This is a genomic window from Sphingobacterium multivorum, assembly GCF_039511225.1.
Taxonomy (GTDB): Bacteria; Bacteroidota; Bacteroidia; order Sphingobacteriales; family Sphingobacteriaceae; genus Sphingobacterium.
In genome coordinates this window covers 1,852,270-1,871,992 of record NZ_CP154261.1, presented here as the reverse complement: position 1 = coordinate 1,871,992, position 19,723 = coordinate 1,852,270, and the positions used below count along the sequence as shown (strand labels likewise).

Annotated in this window: 12 protein-coding genes; 8 read left to right on the top strand and 4 right to left on the bottom strand. The window is 40.6% G+C overall.

All coding sequences use genetic code 11. From position 1 onward, the window contains the following. Positions 1-143 precede the first annotated feature (143 nt). The 3 genes from AAH582_RS07655 (at position 144) to AAH582_RS07645 (ending at position 3,015) form a co-directional block, all read left to right on the top strand. Positions 144-1,319 (top strand): MFS transporter, encoded by a 1,176-nt coding sequence (locus AAH582_RS07655; protein ID WP_343321736.1) that lies wholly within the window; start codon positions 144-146, stop codon positions 1,317-1,319. Positions 1,320-1,426: 107 nt separating this feature from the next. Continuing rightward, entirely contained in the window at positions 1,427-2,341 is a 915-nt protein-coding gene (locus AAH582_RS07650) for a hypothetical protein (RefSeq protein ID WP_046672209.1), read from the top strand. Beyond that, positions 2,338-3,015, top strand: coding sequence for an ATP-binding cassette domain-containing protein (locus AAH582_RS07645; RefSeq protein ID WP_046672208.1), 678 nt, complete (start codon positions 2,338-2,340; stop codon positions 3,013-3,015). Before AAH582_RS07650 ends, AAH582_RS07645 begins: the two co-directional genes overlap by 4 nt. A gap of 70 nt (positions 3,016-3,085) precedes the next feature. Here the strand turns inward: AAH582_RS07645 and AAH582_RS07640 are convergent, their stop codons facing one another. Next, positions 3,086-4,498 carry a hypothetical protein gene (locus tag AAH582_RS07640; RefSeq protein ID WP_343321735.1) on the bottom strand — a complete coding sequence of 471 codons (1,413 nt, stop codon included), beginning with the start codon at positions 4,496-4,498 and terminating at the stop codon, positions 3,086-3,088. 17 nt (positions 4,499-4,515) lie between these two features. Then, on the bottom strand, positions 4,516-6,819 hold the full coding sequence (locus AAH582_RS07635) for a TonB-dependent receptor (protein WP_343321734.1): 2,304 nt from the start codon (positions 6,817-6,819) through the stop codon (positions 4,516-4,518). A gap of 772 nt (positions 6,820-7,591) precedes the next feature. On the opposite strand from AAH582_RS07635, the gene AAH582_RS07630 reads away from it, so the two are divergent. Beyond that, positions 7,592-10,327: a DNA gyrase/topoisomerase IV subunit A gene (locus AAH582_RS07630; protein WP_343321733.1), complete on the top strand. Its 2,736-nt coding sequence runs from the start codon at positions 7,592-7,594 to the stop codon at positions 10,325-10,327. A 164-nt stretch (positions 10,328-10,491) separates the two neighbouring features. Here AAH582_RS07630 and msrA read toward each other — a convergent pair whose 3' ends face one another. Together msrA and AAH582_RS07620 are read right to left on the bottom strand one after the other, a co-directional pair. Beyond that, a complete protein-coding gene (msrA, locus tag AAH582_RS07625; protein WP_046672204.1) occupies positions 10,492-11,007 on the bottom strand; it encodes a peptide-methionine (S)-S-oxide reductase MsrA in 516 nt (171 codons plus the stop codon). A 104-nt stretch (positions 11,008-11,111) separates the two neighbouring features. Next, entirely contained in the window at positions 11,112-12,140 is a 1,029-nt protein-coding gene (locus AAH582_RS07620) for a N(4)-(beta-N-acetylglucosaminyl)-L-asparaginase (RefSeq protein WP_046672203.1), read from the bottom strand. Between the two features lie 422 nt (positions 12,141-12,562). Here AAH582_RS07620 and AAH582_RS07615 point away from each other — a divergent pair, with 422 nt between their 5' ends. The 4 genes from AAH582_RS07615 (at position 12,563) to AAH582_RS07600 (ending at position 19,668) form a co-directional block, all read left to right on the top strand. Further along, positions 12,563-13,789, top strand: coding sequence for an NlpC/P60 family protein (locus AAH582_RS07615; protein ID WP_343321732.1), 1,227 nt, complete (start codon positions 12,563-12,565; stop codon positions 13,787-13,789). Between the two features lie 8 nt (positions 13,790-13,797). Next, positions 13,798-14,853, top strand: a complete 1,056-nt coding sequence (locus tag AAH582_RS07610) for a dipeptide epimerase (RefSeq protein WP_343321731.1) — start codon at positions 13,798-13,800, stop codon at positions 14,851-14,853. Positions 14,854-14,975: 122 nt separating this feature from the next. Then, entirely contained in the window at positions 14,976-18,182 is a 3,207-nt protein-coding gene (locus AAH582_RS07605; RefSeq protein WP_343321730.1) for a SusC/RagA family TonB-linked outer membrane protein, read from the top strand. A gap of 16 nt (positions 18,183-18,198) precedes the next feature. Next, positions 18,199-19,668: a RagB/SusD family nutrient uptake outer membrane protein gene (locus tag AAH582_RS07600; RefSeq protein WP_046672199.1), complete on the top strand. Its 1,470-nt coding sequence runs from the start codon at positions 18,199-18,201 to the stop codon at positions 19,666-19,668. Positions 19,669-19,723: the final 55 nt, after the last annotated feature.

Sequence of the window (19,723 nt, the reverse complement as noted above, 5' to 3'; positions counted from 1 at the left end):
ATAAAAGAATTCAATTATTTTCCGCCAAAAGAACAGCTTAATCGCTCCAAAAACTGTACATTTGACCCATTCCCTTGAAGGATGGATAATCGCCAACATCCATTGTCCTTTTTTGAATATTCACACACGTTAAAAATAGCGCCATGCCAGCTGAACAGAAATCCATCTATACGCTTCAATTTATTTTACTTTGCTTAAGCTCACTCCTATTTTCTTCGAGCTTCAATATGATTATCCCCGAACTTCCCAATTATCTGAGCAGTTTGGGCGGAGCGGAATACAAAGGGTTGATCATCGCGTTATTTACATTGACTGCTGGAATTTCGCGACCTTTTAGTGGTAAATTGACCGATCGCTGGGGACGTGTACCAGTCATGGCAATTGGATCCATCGTCTGTTTCATCTGTGGTTTTCTTTATCCCATTTTAACATCAGTCGCGGGCTTTCTATTCTTACGCTTGATACATGGTTTTTCCACTGGTTTTAAACCTACCTCAACTTCTGCTTATGTCGCCGATCTGGTTCCACAAAAACGATGGGGTGAGGCGCTCGGAATGCATGGATTGGCCTTTAGCGTCGGTACGGCTGTCGGCCCAGCAATTGGCAGTGCTATTTTCGAGGCCTTTGGTATCAATGTGATGTTTTATTGCTCTTCTTTCATGGCACTTCTCTCCATCCTTATCGTCATTAACATGAAGGAAACACTGGCGAAAAAAGAGAAATTCAATCTTTCCATGCTCAAAATAAACCGTAAAGATATCATTGAATGGCGTGCACTACCTGCGGGAATCGTCACGTTTTTATCTTACACCGCTTATGGAGTCATTTTAACCCTAATTCCAGACTGGAGTGAATACCTTGGACTCAAAAATAAAGGGCTATTTTTCCTGGCTTTCACCATTGCATCGGTATTGATACGTTTTGTATCCGGCAAAGTTTCGGACCGTTATGGAAGACCTAAGGTTATTGTTGTCGGATTAGTCATTATTGCGATCGCTCTGGTTGCCATTGGCATCGGAAATAGTTTTATTGGCATGATGATCGGAGCAAGCATCTATGGCGTCGGCACGGGCATACTCTCTCCTGCTGTGAACGCCTGGACGATTGACCTTAGTTTACCCGAGCATCGTGGCAAGGCGGTTGCAACCATGTATATCTCCCTTGAAGCCGGAATAGGACTTGGCGCACTGCTTGCTGGATTGTACTATAGTGATGTTATCCTGCGAATTCCAGTCATTATGTATGCCAATGCCGTAGTTTTGCTACTTGCTCTGACCTATATGCTGGGCTGGCAGAAAAGACACAGGGCCGTAAAATAAAGAAATTCAAGCGTCAAAACGACCAGCAATCGATCGTTGCAAAGCCGAAATAAAAATAAGGGAACAGTCCCTTGTTTTAACTTCGATTTTTTACTTTTGATTGTATCATGGTTAGCAACTATTTAAAGCTTCAATATACTTTACTTTCTCGACATATTCGGGCTACAGGACTGCCTGTTTGGCTCGCCTTTTTCATCGTGTTTGGATTAGCCTATTTTGCTTATTATGCATTGGTTCAATATCCCCTTTTTGGCTGTTATGCGCTGCTGCTTGGCAATTTTCAGGTACTGTTTCTGCTCACAGAAAAAAACAGAAATGACTTTCTCAAAAATACATACAGTAAGCGAGATTTTCACAAGATCAGAATATTCGAGAATGGCTTATTAACGCTGCCGTCTTTCATCATTCTTTTCCTCCATAACCAATGGGGCTATGCAGTGTTATTAGCTATTTTGGCTATTATCTTTGCATTTTTGACATTTAAGGCTTTCGGCAAATCTATTCCGACACCTTTCGCAAAAAAACCTTTTGAATTTATCATTGGGTTCCGACGAAGCTACCTGCTCTTGCTTGTATTGTATCTCTTGGCCGGAATCGGCTTTTATGTGGCCAATTCCAATCTTGTTTTATTTTGTGTGGTTTGCATTGCGCTCGCCTGTGTTTTCTATTATCAATTACCGGAACCTATTTTTTACCTCTGGAATAACCATTATACACCGACAGTCTTTCTGATGCGAAAGTTTAAAAGAGGAATTTTACAATGTCTACTCTTGGTACTGCCCCTTCTTTTTCTGTATGTTATAATCTTTCCATCGGAGTTATTTAATGTGTGTATTGTATTGGGCGGAATATTACTTTTACTTCCTTTTGCAATCACCTTAAAATATGTTGCTTACCCACGGGAGATCAATTTCCCCGAAGGTTTTGCTTTGGCACTGTGCTTTAGCTTTTACCCCTTGATCCTCGCACTCTTGCCCTTTTACTATATCAAAGCAATCAACAATTTAAAAAATCACTTATGATCGAGCTTACGAATATTAGCAAGTCCTTTGGACAGCATCAAATACTCCACGAGGTTACTTACACCTTTGATAGCGGAAAAATATACGGTATTGTCGGTGAAAATGGTGCCGGAAAGACAACGCTGTTTCGTTGTATTGCTGGACTGGAAACTGCTATAGGAAGTATAAAATCTGATTTAGAGCCACTGAAAAACAATTTAGGTTACCTGACTTCAGATCCGTATTTCCTTTCTAAGCTCACGGGTGAAGAGTATATTTATCTGCTGACAGATGCACGTGGTAAACAGATTAAAAACCTCAGCGAAAGGAATATTTTTGAGTTGCCCTTAAAAGAATATGCTAGCTCTTATTCGACAGGAATGAAAAAAAAACTTGCGCTGACGGCAACATTACTACAGGACAATAACTATTATATCCTTGACGAACCTTTTAATGGCATTGATCTACAAAGCAGCATCATTCTCACGGAGATTATGCTACGTTTAAAAGCGATGGGCAAGACCATCTTAATTTCATCCCATATCTTTTCCACATTAAAAGATACCTGCGATGAAATCTTGGTGCTGGAGGCTGGCCATATCAGCAAATCCGTCACCAGGGATCAATTTGGAAATTTTGAAGAAGAGATGAAAGAGCAGATTTTGAAGAAAGACATCGACAAGCTCTGGCAATAGGATATAAAAGAAAAGCAACTAGACTGGACTACCCATAGTTGCTTTTCAGTAGTTTTTTACAGTGGATATACTAATCGGCTTTACTTAAGAATGCTCTTTTGCATGCAGCGCTACAAAACCTGATGGTATCGCCATGATTAACAATTTGCTCTGGTTCGGAACCTGCACTTACCATCATACCGCATACTGGATCCTTAGCGGATGGCATCGCTTCCGATAAGGGCATCTTTTCTGTAGTTGACGGTGCTGCATCTTCTTTATGAACAGCAATATTGATGGTCTCGATGGTTTCAAGTCTATAATAAATCTTATTATCATCTGCCCAGGCAACGACAATTTGATCTTTTCCCAATGCTGTAATAACTGGATACGAAGCATGTGATAGCGGTAATGAAATTTCTTTTTCAAAAAATCCTTTGTCATTAATTCGATTCACCATAATTTTTTTAAATGTTGCCCCTCCTTTTTCATAAGCAACATCGAATGTGGCAATTCGATCTCCAGTGGGCATCAGCTCTAGTTGTACAAATCGAGCTTCGCTACTTAACTCACGCTTCACAACTGTTTTATTGTTCGCATCCAATTCTGCATAATATACTCCACTTCGCTTCGCCCCTGTATACCAAGACACATATTTTGTAGCACCAACAAATACAACGGAGGGACCATTATGAGGACAACCGTCCACTACCCAATGGTCATTACTAAAAGGCATAGGTTTGCTAAAATTGAATCCATTATCTGGAGAAACACTTATTGAAATATCGCGAATGGATCCGGGCAAAAGATCACGAAATACAACATTGACCTGTCCTTGCCCATTGGTACTCATAGCGGTACGACAACATTGGCAGGCTGCTGAATCTACCAAAACGGCTCTTCCAAAACCTTCTTTTGTATGTGTTCTCGCAAATTTAACGGGTCGTCCCAGTGCTGGATTTATAGGGTCAGTATCAAGCCACGAAACCGCAATTTCTCCATCGTCGAGACGGATAATGTCCGCAAAAGAACGGGAACCCAACAATGGCACATCCGCTTGGATTGATTTTCGTTCAGTCCAACTCTTTCCCCTATCAAAAGACATCGTATATTGAATATCACTTAAACCCCATTTACTCGTAGAGGAGGGAACAGAAGTTTCATAAATAGCAACGATAGTCCCATCTCCTTTGAATGCGATTTTTGGCATACCCTCTTCGTGTATACTGGTATTGGGTTGAATCGGTATTGCAATGGCTGTACCAAATCGGCCAGCGTTTGTATCCCAATTTGCAAAGTAAAAGTATTTATGCTTCAAACTATCTTGTTCGATCCAGCTTATAGCGGGCAACCCCATATTGTCTTTTGTTAAAAATACGCAGGAAGCGGTAGATTTTACAGTGGAAACGAGAACGGGATTATGTTTAATTTGTTCCCGATCCACCGCATCACAACCCTGCAAAAAGAGGGCAATTATGGTATATAAAAGAATTAATTTTCTCATTTTCTTTAAATCTCCAACTAAAAAATATATTTCAGATTAAACCCTCCAAAGCCATTTCTCCCTGGCGAAGGGTTATAGTAAGGTGCTGCTCCCCCATTCCATCCGCTCGCATTGAGGGAGGTCAAGGAACTATATCGTGTATTTGTAATATTGTCCATTCCTGCATACAAGTCGACAGTAATATGCTTAGCGAGTTTTTTTCTCCATCCAATTTTAGCGTTCACCAATTGGTAAGAAGAATTAAAAACTGTATTTGCATCGTTTACAGGAAGTCGATCGTTAAAGAAATAACTTCCAAAAAAATATATTCCATATTTCGTCTCCATATGCATACCTATATTGGCAACCCAAGGAGCGATCCCCGTGAGATCATTTCCATCGTATACTGCCGTTACCTGATTGTGTTCGCCAAGCACCTTATAGTCTACGAATTTAAAATCAGCATACGTCAATGCAATGTAAGGCCGCAACAATGTCACTGCATATCCATCTTCCTCCCGGATGGGCAAATAAGCAATTGACGCTTCGACTCCTTTGTGATCGGTACGACCCGAATTATTATAAATCGTGATACCTTGTTGGATGGATTGAGCTATTAGCTCGCCTTTCATATCCATTTTAAATAAATCAAGCTCATAAGATAACCTAGCACCAAAGAAACTACCTTTGGCATTCAACTCGTAATTGGTACCTCTTTCAGCCTGTATACGCGTATTGATAGAGCGATCTTCGTTTTGTATTTCAGAACTTGAAGGTGGTGAAAATCCTGCACTGATACTTGCATGAAGCGAGAGAGCCGTTCCGAAATTGTGGCTTAACGCAATTCTTGGTGAAGCTTGTGGTTTAAACGTCTTTGTACCACTCCGTGTAGAAATCAAATAGTCTTTCACCTGATAATCAATACCGGTATAACTTATTCCCAAGGCTAAAGTCGTTCTTTTGCCAATTGCAGTGGTGGATTGGTAAAACAAGGAATATAAGCTGTTTTTATAATCACTATTACCACTGATAGCCCCTTCTACCCCATGTTCATTCACATATTGAACACCCTTGGTAAGTGCCTGATTAAATTCTGCTCCAACAGTAAAGGTTGTCGGCAAAAGCTTTATTCCGGCATCATAGCTAAATCTGGTCCTTCCACCATAACTCTGATAGTAATTTCTTAAATAGGCGTATGGCAAGGGATGATCAAGGTCATAGAAATACGTAAAAATACTAGTAGAATTGGAAAAACGATCATTGAAGCGGTATTGCTGTCCCAATCCTATTCGGGTCCAATTTTGATAGCGTGCAGCCTGCTTATCCAAATTGGTCGCATTTGCCTGTTTGGGATTTTCTTCCATTTGTGCCGACGTGAGCGCCCCAGGTATTTGAGAATCTTGGGAAGTTCTATTTAGCAAAACGGTAACCGTTCGTTTTGCTGAGGGAAAAAACTGAAAGTTTCCTGTCAGGAAACGTCTTTTATCATTACTATGATCTCGGTAACCATCATATTGCTGCCAACCATAGGAGACATAGCTGTTCATTTTATCTCCACCCGAGCGATATGCTGTTGCCAGCCGTTTGAGTCCATAAGAGCCGCTTAAAGCGGAAACCTCTAGACTTTGTTCTTGATAAGGAGATCGCAACAATTGAAAATTAATCACACCTCCGGTACCGCCACCATAAATGCTTGAGGCAGGTCCCTTGATAACTTCTGCTTTGCCCAGATCATTCACATCTAGTGCTTCTATGCGAGAGGTCCCGTCAGCCTCTGTAATTGGGATATCATTAACGTATATTTTTACATTTCTAATCCCGTACTGCGCCCTAACACCATTACCACGAATAGAAATACGGGCTTCGGACAAGGTACTCTGATCCATCCGAACACCCGGAATACTATTTAATGCACCTTGCAGAGACACTCCGCTGCCTTGGCGAATCTGATCACCTGAAATAACAGCAATTGCTCCTGCTGTCTCTTTGATTGATTTATTGCTCAAAAAAGCACCAACACGAACTTCGTTCAAATGAACCTCGTCCCCATCAAGCTGAATATGAAGTTCTTTTTCTCCCGCAATATAGTGTACGACTTGTTTCTTATAGCCCAGCATGGAGATATTTAAGTCTCCGTCAGCTCGATTTGTACTGATTTCAAAATATCCTTTATCGTCGGCAGAAACCGATTCTTTTGATGGAATATTGATTAACGCTCCACTTAATGGAACTTGTGTTTGTAAATCAAATACCCGTCCTTTAATTATATATTGCTGTGCTGCTATACGCTCGCTGACAACCAGAGCAACAACACATAGTAAATAGCTTTTTATTGATTTCATTAAATTAGTATATGAAAGAAAACAACGCTCTCTTTCTATGGTATAAGCTAGGCAATGAGGCCTTATTTAAAAAAATTGGACAAAATATTATCCGGTTCCTTAGGCTAAGGAAACGAAAAATACAACAGTCTTTAATGAAATACTAGCAGGTAGGTGGTTTGAAAATCGTGCGTGGGCGTTCGATGGTTTTTAAATCTGGCAGGGGGCTAAACAATTGTTTGCTGTCCCCAACCAAGAGCATAGAAAGAGAACTGATACAGGAATTAAAACAGTAGAATTCGCTCTGCCTCTCATTCCTTTTTTCTTGCTGTTTCTTTTCCTCTTCTTGTTGCTTTTTTATCAATTTTGAAAGCTGACATTTCCCGTCACAATGCATCCAAATTTTTGACTTATTTACACAGTTTTCCGCGTATCGGGAGGTATTGAGGTAATAATCACCAACCAGTAACGTTTTGTTGAATGTCTGCAACAGCAGAGCCATCAACAAAAGAGGAATCCCGATTTTTTGATATGTGATTAAAGTCCTTAACACGGTACAAAACTATTAATTATTTTCATTTTATAATATGCGAAACAAAAAAATGGGAACTACTTAATAGGAAATTGATGAACTCAACTTGAAAAACTAACATACTTAGTTATAAAAACTAATTTTTTTAACTTTTCATAGTTTCACTGGGATAAAACAAAATGGTTTTGTATTTTTACACGTTCGAATAAAATACTATTTCGAACATTTCTGTATTGTACAATTTAATCTATTGCTGAGTAAATGAGTGACGAAACGAACTTCCCAACGGAAGACAATCAAGAAGAACTGGGATCCGGAAAAACAGAAAGCGGAAGTCAAACGATACCGATATCAGGACTATACGAAAACTGGTTTTTGGATTATGCATCCTATGTTATCTTGGACAGAGCCGTACCACATATCAATGACGGTTTGAAACCCGTACAACGTCGTATCCTCCATTCCTTAAAGGAAATGGATGATGGAAGATATAATAAAGCTGCCAACGTAATCGGTAATACAATGAAATATCACCCACATGGTGATGCTTCTATTGGTGATGCCATGGTGCAATTGGGACAAAAAGATCTCTTGATTGACTGTCAAGGTAACTGGGGTTTCCCAATTACGGGCGACTCTGCCGCTGCTCCACGGTATATTGAGGGAAGATTATCCAAATTTGCAAATGACGTTGTCTTCAATCCCGAAACGACTGAGTGGCAATTGAGTTACGATGGACGGAATCGCGAACCTGTCACCCTTCCAGTAAAATTCCCGTTGTTATTGGCTCAAGGTGCCGAGGGTATCGCTGTTGGTCTAGCGACCAAGATTATGCCCCACAATTTCATTGAGCTCATCGATGGATCAATTCAGGTTTTAAACGGTCAACGTCCGAATATCTTCCCAGACTTTCCTACGGGTGGTATGGCCGACGTTTCAAATTATAATGAGGGGCAACGTGGCGGTAAAATCCGTGTACGTGCGAAGATTGAAGAACGCGACAAAAAGACGCTCGCAATTACAGAAATTCCATTCGGAACTACAACCGGCGGCCTGATTGAAAGTGTGGTTACAGCAAACGATAAGGGAAAAATTAAAATCAAAAAAATCGAGGATAATACAGCGGGAAATGTAGAGATCATCGTGCATTTGGCCCCGGGAATTTCTCCGGATGTAACGATTGATGCCTTATATGCCTTTACAGCCTGTGAAGTCTCTATCTCCCCTAACACCTGTGTTATTAAGGATGAGAAACCGCACTTTATGAGTGTCAACGACATTCTAACGGAAAACACAATAAACACCAAAAATTTATTGAAACGAGAATTGGAGATTCGTTTAAACGACCTTCAAGAAAAAATCTTTTTCAGTAGTTTATTAAAAATATTTATTCAGGAGGGGATGTACAAGCATCCGGATTATGAAAATGCCGGTGACTTTGAGGTCGTAGTGCAGGTTCTGAATCGCTTGTTTGAACCTTTCTTTGACCAGTTTTACCGCGAGATACGTCCAGAAGATTACAAAAAATTGATCGATAAACCAATGAGTAGCATCACTCGTTTCGACGTTAAAAAAGCGGACGAAATGATGAAAGCACTCGAAAATGAGATCAAGGAAGTCAAGCGCCATCTCCGTCAATTGACAGAATATGCCATTGCATGGTTTGAGAAATTGCGTGAAAAATATAGTAAAGATCGCGAGCGTAAAACCGAACTGCGCGTATTCGATAAAGTAGAAGCGACCCAAGTTGCGCTAGCAAATACCAAACTATATGTCAATCGCGAAGAAGGATTTATTGGTTCGGGCATGAAGAAAGATGAGTTTGTATGTGACTGTTCGGATATCGACGATATTATTGTATTCCGGGAGGATGGCAAATATGTTGTCAGTAAAATCCAGGATAAAGTATTTGTTGGAAAAGGAATTATCCATGTTGCTGTTTTCAAAAAAGGTGATGAGCGGACAATCTATAACGCCATCTATAAAGAAGGTGAAACTGGAACCAGTTTTATCAAACGTTTCTCAGTAGTAGGAGTTACGCGAGATAAAGAATATGATGTGTCCAAAGGATCCAAGGGCTCAAAAATTCTGTATTTCACAGCCAATCCCAACGGTGAAGCGGAGGTGGTTAATATACAGCTTAAACCGCACACAAAATTGCGCAAGCTAAATTTTGACATGGACTTTGCCGAGATTGCAATCAAAGGCCGTGCTTCACAAGGAAATATTGTCTCAAAATATCCTGTCAAAAAAATCAGCTTTAAAAGCTCTGGTGTCTCTACACTAGCAGGACGAAAAATATGGTATGATAGCATCATGAAACGTCTAAACGCAGATGAGCGTGGCCAATACCTCGGCGAGTTCGACGGCGACGACAAGATATTAGTGGTCCTTTCGGATGGTAGCTACGAATTGTCAAACTTTGATCTAAGCAACCACTTCGACGAGAAAATGATCCGCATAGAAAAATACTATCCTGACCATATCTATACAGTCGTGCATCAGGACGGCAAAAGCGGAACGTATTTTGTCAAACGTTTTAAATTTGATGACCAGCCTATTGGAAAACGTATTTCCTTTATCAATGAAGATGCAGGATCCAAACTGATCCTGATGAGTAATGCGGCTGAACCGATGGTCAAATTGGAGATTTTAAAAGGCAAATCCCAAACGGAAGAAACGCTCGATCAGCCTTTGACTGAAATTATTGATGTAAAGGGAATAAAAGCGCAAGGAAACCGTCTGTCGTTCCATACGGTGAAATCGGTTACGCTAACGACAGCGGATGAAGATTTAAGTCAAAAAGGTAAGGAAAAAGCAGCCGAATCAAGTACTGATACCACAGAAACAACGGTTGATAGTAGTACAACGGCAGTGGACAGTTCCGTAAAAGAGAAGGAGGTCGGGTCAACCGATAAAAATGATGATATCAAATTGGAGATCACCAATCCAAATGACATTCAAATCGATGATAAAGGACAGATGGAAATGTTCTAACTCATGTTCAATCCACAAAAAAGGCTCGAATAAATATTCGAGCCTTTTTTGTGGATTATTAATTTTCATGTTGTTTCGTATATGTAATCCAGGAAACTCAGAAGCCAATTTTATGACATCCATTTCCCAAGGTCCACCTGATTCAACCCCTTATTATTGTCTTTTTAAGCTTTAAATTCTTTTAGGAATTTTTGAAGTTTTGGAGCAATGACTACTGAACAAAATGGATTTTCAGGATGATCATTAAAATAATTATGATGATAATCTTCTGCCAACCAAAATGTAGACGCAGGTTCTACCGCTGTGACAATAGGGTCCTCGTAAACATCCTCATTTTCCAATTCATCGATAAAATTCTGTGCTAAGATCTCTTGTTCTTCATTATGGTAAAAAACAACTGATCTATACTGCGTGCCCACATCATTACCTTGACGATTTAACGTCGTCGGGTTATGCGTCCTAAAGAAGATTTTCAAGAGCTCTTCGTAATTCACCAGCTCTTCGTCATATTCTAGTTCGACAACCTCAACATGATCAGTTGTTCCCGTACAAACCTGCTCATAAGTCGGTTTATCGACATGTCCTCCCATATACCCAGGTAATACCGATGTTACCCCTTCAGTGTTTTGGAAAATAACTTCTGTACACCAAAAACATCCTCCTCCAAATGTTGCTTTCATACTTTTATAATCTTGCGTATTTAACTCTTACTTTTATGGACATACAGCCGATGCGACTATATGTTTAGACAAATATAATGATTAATCAGCCCTTATTTTTAATATTAATAGTAGTGCTTTCCTTTAATCAACAAATCTTGTTGTTTACTGTCACAAACTGCATAGGAAAAACCTTGTTGTAGTGCATAGGCACCATATTCCCCTTTTTTATTAATTGCTAAGAATCCAACTTGAATTTCCTTCGCAATTGCAGGTTTCTTCTTCACGATACGCATCACAGCTTCCTTGCAGGCGTCTTCAGGAGAATAACCCTGACGCATCAATTCGACGACTAAAAAACTTCCTACATTCCGAATAACTTCTTCGCCAACTCCGGTTGATGTAGCTCCACCTACTTCATTATCGACATAAAGTCCAGCTCCAATAATAGGGCTATCTCCTACCCGACCATGCATCTTGAAAGCCATACCGCTGGTGGTGCAAGCTCCAGAGATATTCCCATTAGCATCCAATGCCAACATACCGATTGTATCGTGGTTGTATTGGTTTCCAGGCAAACGTTCTGCTGCAAAAGATTGGTTTTCAATATTGGCTACAGGTTTGTATTTTTTCTCCTTCAACCATTCCTTCCAGGCTTTTTCACCTTCTGGGGTCAGTAGATTTTCTTCCTTAAAACCATTTTCTAACGCAAATTGCAATGCGCCTTCACCTACCAGCATGACATGGGGTGTTTTTTCCATGACCAGCCGTGCTACGGATATTGGATGTCCAATTTTTTCCATTCCGGCAACAGCACCGCAGTTACCATCCGCATCCATGATACAAGCATCAAGTGTGACGTGACCGTCGCGATCGGGATAACCACCTTTACCCACTGTCATATTCTTGAGATCAGCCTCGGGAACGCGTACGCCTTGCTCTACCGCATCCAATGCCTTCCCTCCTTTAGACAATATTTCCCAAGCGGCTTTATTTGCTGCGATCCCAAAGTCCCAAGTTGAAATTACAATGGGATAATTTTTAACATTGCTTTTTGCTGCAATCGTCAATCCTTTCGCATCGAATGCGGTTAATGTCCCCATTGTGGTTGCAGCAATCAAACCTTGCCGAATAAAATCACGTCTTGAACTCATTTCCTTATTACTATTTTATAAATCTATCGCTATTTATTAATCCGGCAAAAAACAATCATCAAAACTGCTTTCAGTGCACCGAACACAAAAAATTTTCATCATTGACTGCAGAAAAGCATCACTTTCTTTTCTAGCGTAATACACTGCCTTGCATCAGATCTACCCCCAAAACCTACTTCGTCAATATCCGCCGGAAAATGCCATCCTACATTTTTGCAGCTTTGTCGGTAATGGAAGAAGAATACTGCCTTCATAATCAATAAGCAATATTACAAAATGGTTTTAGCAATTAGATGATTTAATTGTAATTAAACCCAAACATTCGTTTTTTAGCAACATAACATCAAAATCACTTAAAAATCGACAATAAAAATTGACTTATATTATGAATTAATCCTATCTTTAGAAACAAACTAATTCGCATGAAAAACACTCTTAAATTCGCTATTTTAGCTTATGCAAGCCTTATAGGTGTTGAAAGCGGTCAGGCTCAGCAGCTGGATTCCACGACTTATTTCAAGATCAAAGAGTTGCAAGAAAACGTAAAACGTGAATTTGCGCCCGATAAAAGAACCAAGATCGTGGCCATCCAGAAAGCGGATATAGCACAGAACCAATACGTGCTTGAAACAACTGAAAAAGATGCTAAGTTCGTTTTGGAACAAAAGGCAAAAGATATATCAGCCAATATTCAAGTACAACTGCTGCCCGATGCAAGTGTAGGTGAAAAAACTACTGGAGTCATCAGACTCTCTGTTGCAAACATGCGCACATTTCCAGATAATGCTGCGGAGCTGACTAGCCAGGTTTTACTCGGAACACAAGTTGACCTTCTGCAAAAAAAGAGCGGCGACTACCGTGTTCGTACACCCGACGGCTATATCGCTTGGGTCCCCAGTTCATCCATCGAAGCCATGGACAAGACCATGTTGGCCAATTGGCGACAAGCAGAAAAAGTGATTTATACAGCTGAATTTGGAAAATCATATTCTGAACCCAATGAAAAAAGCCAGCGGGTGTCTGATCTCGTTTATGGAGACATTCTTCAGTTAAAAGGACAGAAAGGCAATTTTTATGAAATTGCCTATCCCGATGGACGTTCAGGTTATATTAAAAAATCAGAAAGTCTAACCTTAAAAAATTGGTTTGAAACACGCCAACCTACGGCGGAAAATATTATTGCCAGTGCAAAAACAATGTTAGGTCTGCCCTATTTATGGGGAGGGACATCGGTGAAAGGTGTAGACTGCAGCGGCTTTACCAAAACTAGCTTCTTTATGAACGGCTTTGTAATTCCGAGAGATGCATCGCAACAAGTACTTGCAGGTGAAAAAATCGATATTTTAGATCAAGAAGGGCATTTCGACCCTGAGAAAGCACTCAAAAATCTAAAACCCGCAGACTTATTATTCTTCGCGGCGGGCAAAAATAGCAATCCTAATGCGCGTGTAACACATGTTGCACTCTATATTGGCAATGGAACCTTTATTCATGCTGCAGGCTTGGTTCGGATCAACAGCATGCTAAAGGATGCCGCAAACTACGATGATTTTCAAACGCGTACCGTAGTGGCTGCACGCCGTTACCTCGGTGCACACGATAGTGCAATACAGAAAGTCGTTGAAAACAATTATTACAGCAACAAATAAACATGGCGATGAGTAATCAATCTGAATGGATCAGTAAAGATTTTGGGCCCTTTAAATTAAGGTTTCGACCTTACACGTTAACATTGCGCCACATCTTTACGGTAGCTTCCTTTAGCCGAAGCACAACACCGGTTGTTTTGACCGAATTGGAGTATGATGGCATTATAGGTTATGGTGAAGCAAGTATGCCCCCCTACCTTGGCGAGTCGCAGGATAGCGTCATTTCGTTTTTGAATCAAATTGATCTCACAGGTTTTAACTCACCTTTTCAAACCGAAGAAATCCTGCATTATATTGATCAGCTCGCCGTGAAAAATACCGCCGCTAAAGCTTCCATTGATATCGCCCTCCATGATATCCTCGGCAAAATCATGAACCAGCCTTATTATAAGATATGGGGATTGAATCCTGATCTTATTCCACCAACATCCTATACCATTGGGATCGATACAGAAGAAATGATCCGCACAAAAGTCGCCGAGGCTGATCAGTTTAAAATTTTAAAGGTGAAACTGGGGCTCGACACCGACAAAATGATTATTGATACCATCCGTCAGGTTACCGATCGACCGTTATGTGCCGATGTGAACCAGGGTTGGAAAACACGTGAAGAAGCCTTGGAGATGGCGCATTGGCTTGCAGAAAGAAATGTTTCTTTCTTAGAACAGCCTATGCCTAAAGAACAGATCGATGACAATGCCTGGTTGACAGAACATAGCCCAATTCCCACAATCGCCGACGAAGGATGCCAACGATTGGTCGATGTACCGGGTTTAAAGGGGGTTTATTCGGGTATTAACATTAAATTGATGAAATGCACGGGCATGCGCGAAGCGAAGCGAATGGCAGAACTTGCCCGTTCGCTGGAAATGAAAGTCATGATCGGCTGTATGACCGAAACTTCCTGCGCTATTAGTGCCGCTGCACAACTTGCACCATTAACAGACTGGGCAGATCTAGATGGTGCTTTATTAATCGGAAATGATATATACGACGGCATGACCGTGGTAAATGGCAGTTGCCTTCTCCCCGACCGTCCGGGAATTGGAATTGTAAGAAAATAACCCTATATTCAGTGCAATGTTTTTTTCTTAAAGAAAAGATTGCACTGAATTGCTATCGCAAGTTTGACCAACACTCGACAGCACCAAAATATTAACAACTAAATTAATCAATTCACACTTTTATGAAACAACATGTGCTCACAACGTTGTGTCTCATAGCCTGTAGTTCGATGCAGTCTTTATATGCACAACAGATCCAAATTGCTGGTAAAATAACAGACAGCAACGGAAAACCAATTAGCGGAGTTACGATTAATGTAAAAGGCGCTAATCAAGGGACATCGACAAACGAAAATGGCCTTTTTACCCTAAGCGCAAACCCCGATGCAACATTGAGTATATCTGCCGTAGGTTATAGCCCACAAGAAGTGCAGGTCAATGGCCGCAAAACTATAAGTATTTCACTTAAAGGTGATGAAAAGGCACTGGACGAAGTCATTGTTATTGCTTATGGAACGGCTAAAAAAAGCACCTATACTGGTTCGGCGGCACAAATAAAATCAGATGCCATTGATAAACAACCTGTCACCTCTTTTGAAAAAGCACTTACCGGTCGTGTCGCGGGCCTACAAATGTCAAATGGATCGGGGCAAGCGGGGGCTACTTCGGCGGTTCGTATTCGGGGCATAGGCTCCATGAACGCATCGAATGAGCCATTATATGTTATTGACGGTGTTCCAGTCATTTCGGGTAGTGTCGGACAAATGGGCGATTACATTGTTAATACAAACAATGTCATGAGCACGTTAAATCCGAGTGATATTGAATCAATCTCTGTGCTTAAGGATGCCGCTGCCTCTTCTCTTTATGGATCCCGGGCCGCAAATGGCGTCATCATCATCACCACCAAAAGGGGTAAAAATGGAGATCCAAAGATCAATGTCAAGTCTTCTATTGGCATTAGCCCTTCCTGGGCAACAAAAAATAATGAACCTGCTTCCGTACAGGATCAAATCAACATGCTGTATAGCGTTTTATATGATTCTAGAATAGCAGCTGGTCAAACCGCTGAACAGGCGAATAAAAATACTTTATTCCGCTTAAATTCCTTGGACTGGAATCCAAATTCGGCAAATTATGGTAAGCCAACTTCTTCTTATGGTTTTGGTATTCATGGTTATCAATTCAGTACGGATGGAACCACCCAATGGGAGAACGTACATATCTCAGGAAAAACTGATGGTGTCGTGAATAGAGATGGTCAATATTATGACTGGAACAATGCTTTATTCAGAACGGGAATATTCAACAGTAACGATATTTCGGTAAGTGGAGCAACTGAAAAAACCAATTATTATGCTTCCTTAGGCTATACGCAGGACAAAAGTAGGGTGATCGAGAATAATTTTGACAGAATTAATGGCCGGATCAATTTGACGCAAAAGATTGGAAAATATCTTGAATTTGGATCAAATGTCAACTACGCCAAAAACAAGCTTATTGGAATGAATGACACCCGAAATACAGGAACAAATTACCTGTATCAAACCAGTAATTTATTGTGGCAGATGTATTGGCCAACGGATTATAAAACTGGTAAGGAATATACGGCTCGCTACGGTAGTCTTGCTTACAATCCTTTATACTACAATAAAGAATGGGAAAACTCTTCGAAAACGAGCAAATTATCAGCGATAGAATCTCTATCATTGAAGTTATTGCCTGAACTTACCTTGAAGACTATTTTCTCCTATGACAGAACAGAGGTCAAAGATCATATTTACTATAGTGCGAAACATTATAACGGAATGGCAGATAATGGACGTGTTACCGAGGTTTCTACGTCCATTGAGAAATTGGTATCATCCACAACCGCCAATTACAACAAAAGCTTCGGCTTACATCATATCGGGTTGTTAGCAGGCTTCGAGGCTGAAAAAAATACAACGGATTTTATCCGTGCCACGGGTAAAGATCTACCATCCTCTTCCCTTCATACGGTCGCCACTGCAGGTATATTGGATGCATCGGCTTATTCTTGGGGCAATAATATGATGTCTGTACTATCGCGGGCCGAGTACAATTATGATGAACGCTATTTTGCATCAGCATCCTTTAGAAGGGACGGTTCATCACGCTTAGCACCAGGTCCTCGTTGGGGTAATTTTTGGTCTTTAGCCGGCTCCTGGAATCTGGCAAAAGAATCTTTTATTAAAGGGATTGAGGAAATCAATAACCTCAGAATTAGAGGTTCGTATGGCGTAAATGGAACATTACCGACCGATCTTTTTGCCTGGAGAAATCTGACAAGCTATTCCAACAAATACATGACGCAGCCAGGTGGTGGTCTAAATAATCTAGGCAATCCGGACGTCGCTTGGGAGAAAAATTACTCCACAAACGTCGCCTTAGAATTTGGCCTGTTCCGCAACAGACTATTTGGTACTATTGAATATTTTAACAGAGACTCGAAGGACCTACTACAGAACGTTCCGATATCCACAATAACTGGTTTCGGCTCCATACTGCGAAATGTTGGTGAAATGAACAATGAAGGGATCGAGATTGAATTAGGTTCAGATATCGTTAAAAACGAAAATTGGAAATGGACATTAAGTGCAAATGCCGCAATCATCAGATCCAAAATTACAAAATTATATGGTGGACGGGATATCGTTTGGTTCGATCCCACAGGGGGAGACGATAGAGCCCGATTTATTTACCGTGAAGGAGAGTCATCCTTATCATTCTTTGGTTTGGAATGGGCTGGTACCGATCAAACCAATGGCAAAAATGTCTGGTATACAAATGATGGCACTAATGGCGACTTTATATTTAATGGAAAGGCGGCGAGTTATGATTACAAAAAGGCGAAACAGACCATCATCGGAAATGCAAATCCTAAGCTATATGGAGGTATAAACTCTGATGTTGACTACAAAAACTTTTCACTAGGACTGAATTTCGCTTATAAAATAGGTGGTAAACTTTATGACGCTACATCCAAAGATGTTGCCGACGATGGCTATTATTGGGAGCGAATTCATGCGGCTTATTTTACGGAAAACAGCTGGTCACCATCAAATACCGGAGGATCTTACCCAATGGTAACGGGAAGAGATCTGGAAGATGTTAACCAAATCAGTAGCAGGCAGCTATTTGACGCATCCTATCTTAGATTAAAAAACATTTCGTTGAGCTATAGATTACCAAATGAGTTTTTAAAACGGGCCGGCATTTCCAATGCAAGAGTATTTTTCAATGGAAGCAATTTGCTGACTGTTTCGAAATATAAGTATATGGATCCGGAAGTCAACCAGTTTGGTACGCGCGGTTGGGAAACACCATTGGCAAAAACATATACTTTTGGTGTCGAATTTAGTTTTTAATAAAAAAAACAGTATTATGAAAAAGCTTTTTATTGCCTCGTGCATAACAATATCATTAGCAATCAGCTCTTGTAGCAACTTTCTGGATGTCACACCGACTAATATGGGTGACTCTAATTCCTCTATCCAAACTGCTGCCGACGCAAAAGTTATCATCAATGGGTTAATGAGTAAAATGGCAAACGTCGCCTACTACGGACGAAATTTCCCGCTCTACGCTGATGCTAAAGGAGGAGACTTTACGATAGCATCTCAGGGTCGCGGTTATGATTATCTTTATGTTTTTAATCATTCAGCCTCTTCTAATCCTTACTCAGGTATCTGGACACAAGGATTTCATACACTTGTACAGATTAATAATCTTTTGACGAATATCGATAAACTAGTCGCTGCCGGTTCAACCGAGAATTTTAATACCTACAAAGGACAAGCATTGACCGCAAGAGCCCTCATCAATTTTGATCTTGTGAGGCTATATGGAAAACCCTACAATATGGATAAATCTTCCCTTGGTATTCCTAATGTGACAAAAGTCCTCGAATATAGTACGCAGGAAAAACGCATTTCTGTTGAAGAAAACTACAAACAAATTGTACAGGATCTAAAGGATGCGGAAAGCATTTTGCCAAAATCTAAATCGGATGGGTATTTTAACTTTTTCGCCAATAAAGCGCTTCAAGCTCGCGTGTACCTTTACATGAACGATTATGAAAACGCGCTAAAATCCGCTCAAGAAGTAATAGACTCCAAAGTTTACACATTATATAGCAATGAAAATTGGGTAAAATCCTGGACAGGTATGTTTGGAACTGAATCTATCTTAGAATTGGGCGTCTATCCGAACGAGGCTGACGCCGGAACAAGTTCATTGGGGGCTATGTTTCGCCGGAAAGGACATGGCAGTACAGCCATATTGGGGAACTTTGTAGCCGCCGACCCTTTCTTGGCTAAACTTAAGAAAGATGACACAGACGTTAGGTGGGGAGTTATGGCTTATGATGAGGTCGGTACCACACATTTAGGTGCAGTCTACAAATACAGCGGTAGTACAACGCTTTCTGGTGATAAAAATTCTGCTGCAAATAGCACCGCTGTCAATATTAAGGTCATCCGGTTATCCGAGGTATATCTTATCGCTGCTGAAGCCGCATTGTTAAAACCGTCGCCTGATAAAGCTCTTGCAGCAAACTACCTCAATGCAATACGCCAGCGCTCACCAAAATTGGATGCCGCAACATCAGGTACGATCACTTTAGACATGATCGCCGATGAGAGAAGTAAAGAACTCCTTGGGGAAGGTCATCGTTTCTTTGATATGATGCGTTGGAACAAATCAATAACTTTTGATGATGATTTGGGCAATATCAGTACAACGAATAGACAAAAAACAATTGATAGAACCTTCTTTAAAACCATCCTTCCTATCTCATTGGATGAGATGAATGCAAATCCAGCTATTGCAAATCAACAGAATACTGGCTACTAGCAGTCTCAAAAAGTAAAGGTCACAAGAAATGTTGTGACCTTTGCTTTTTAAATAG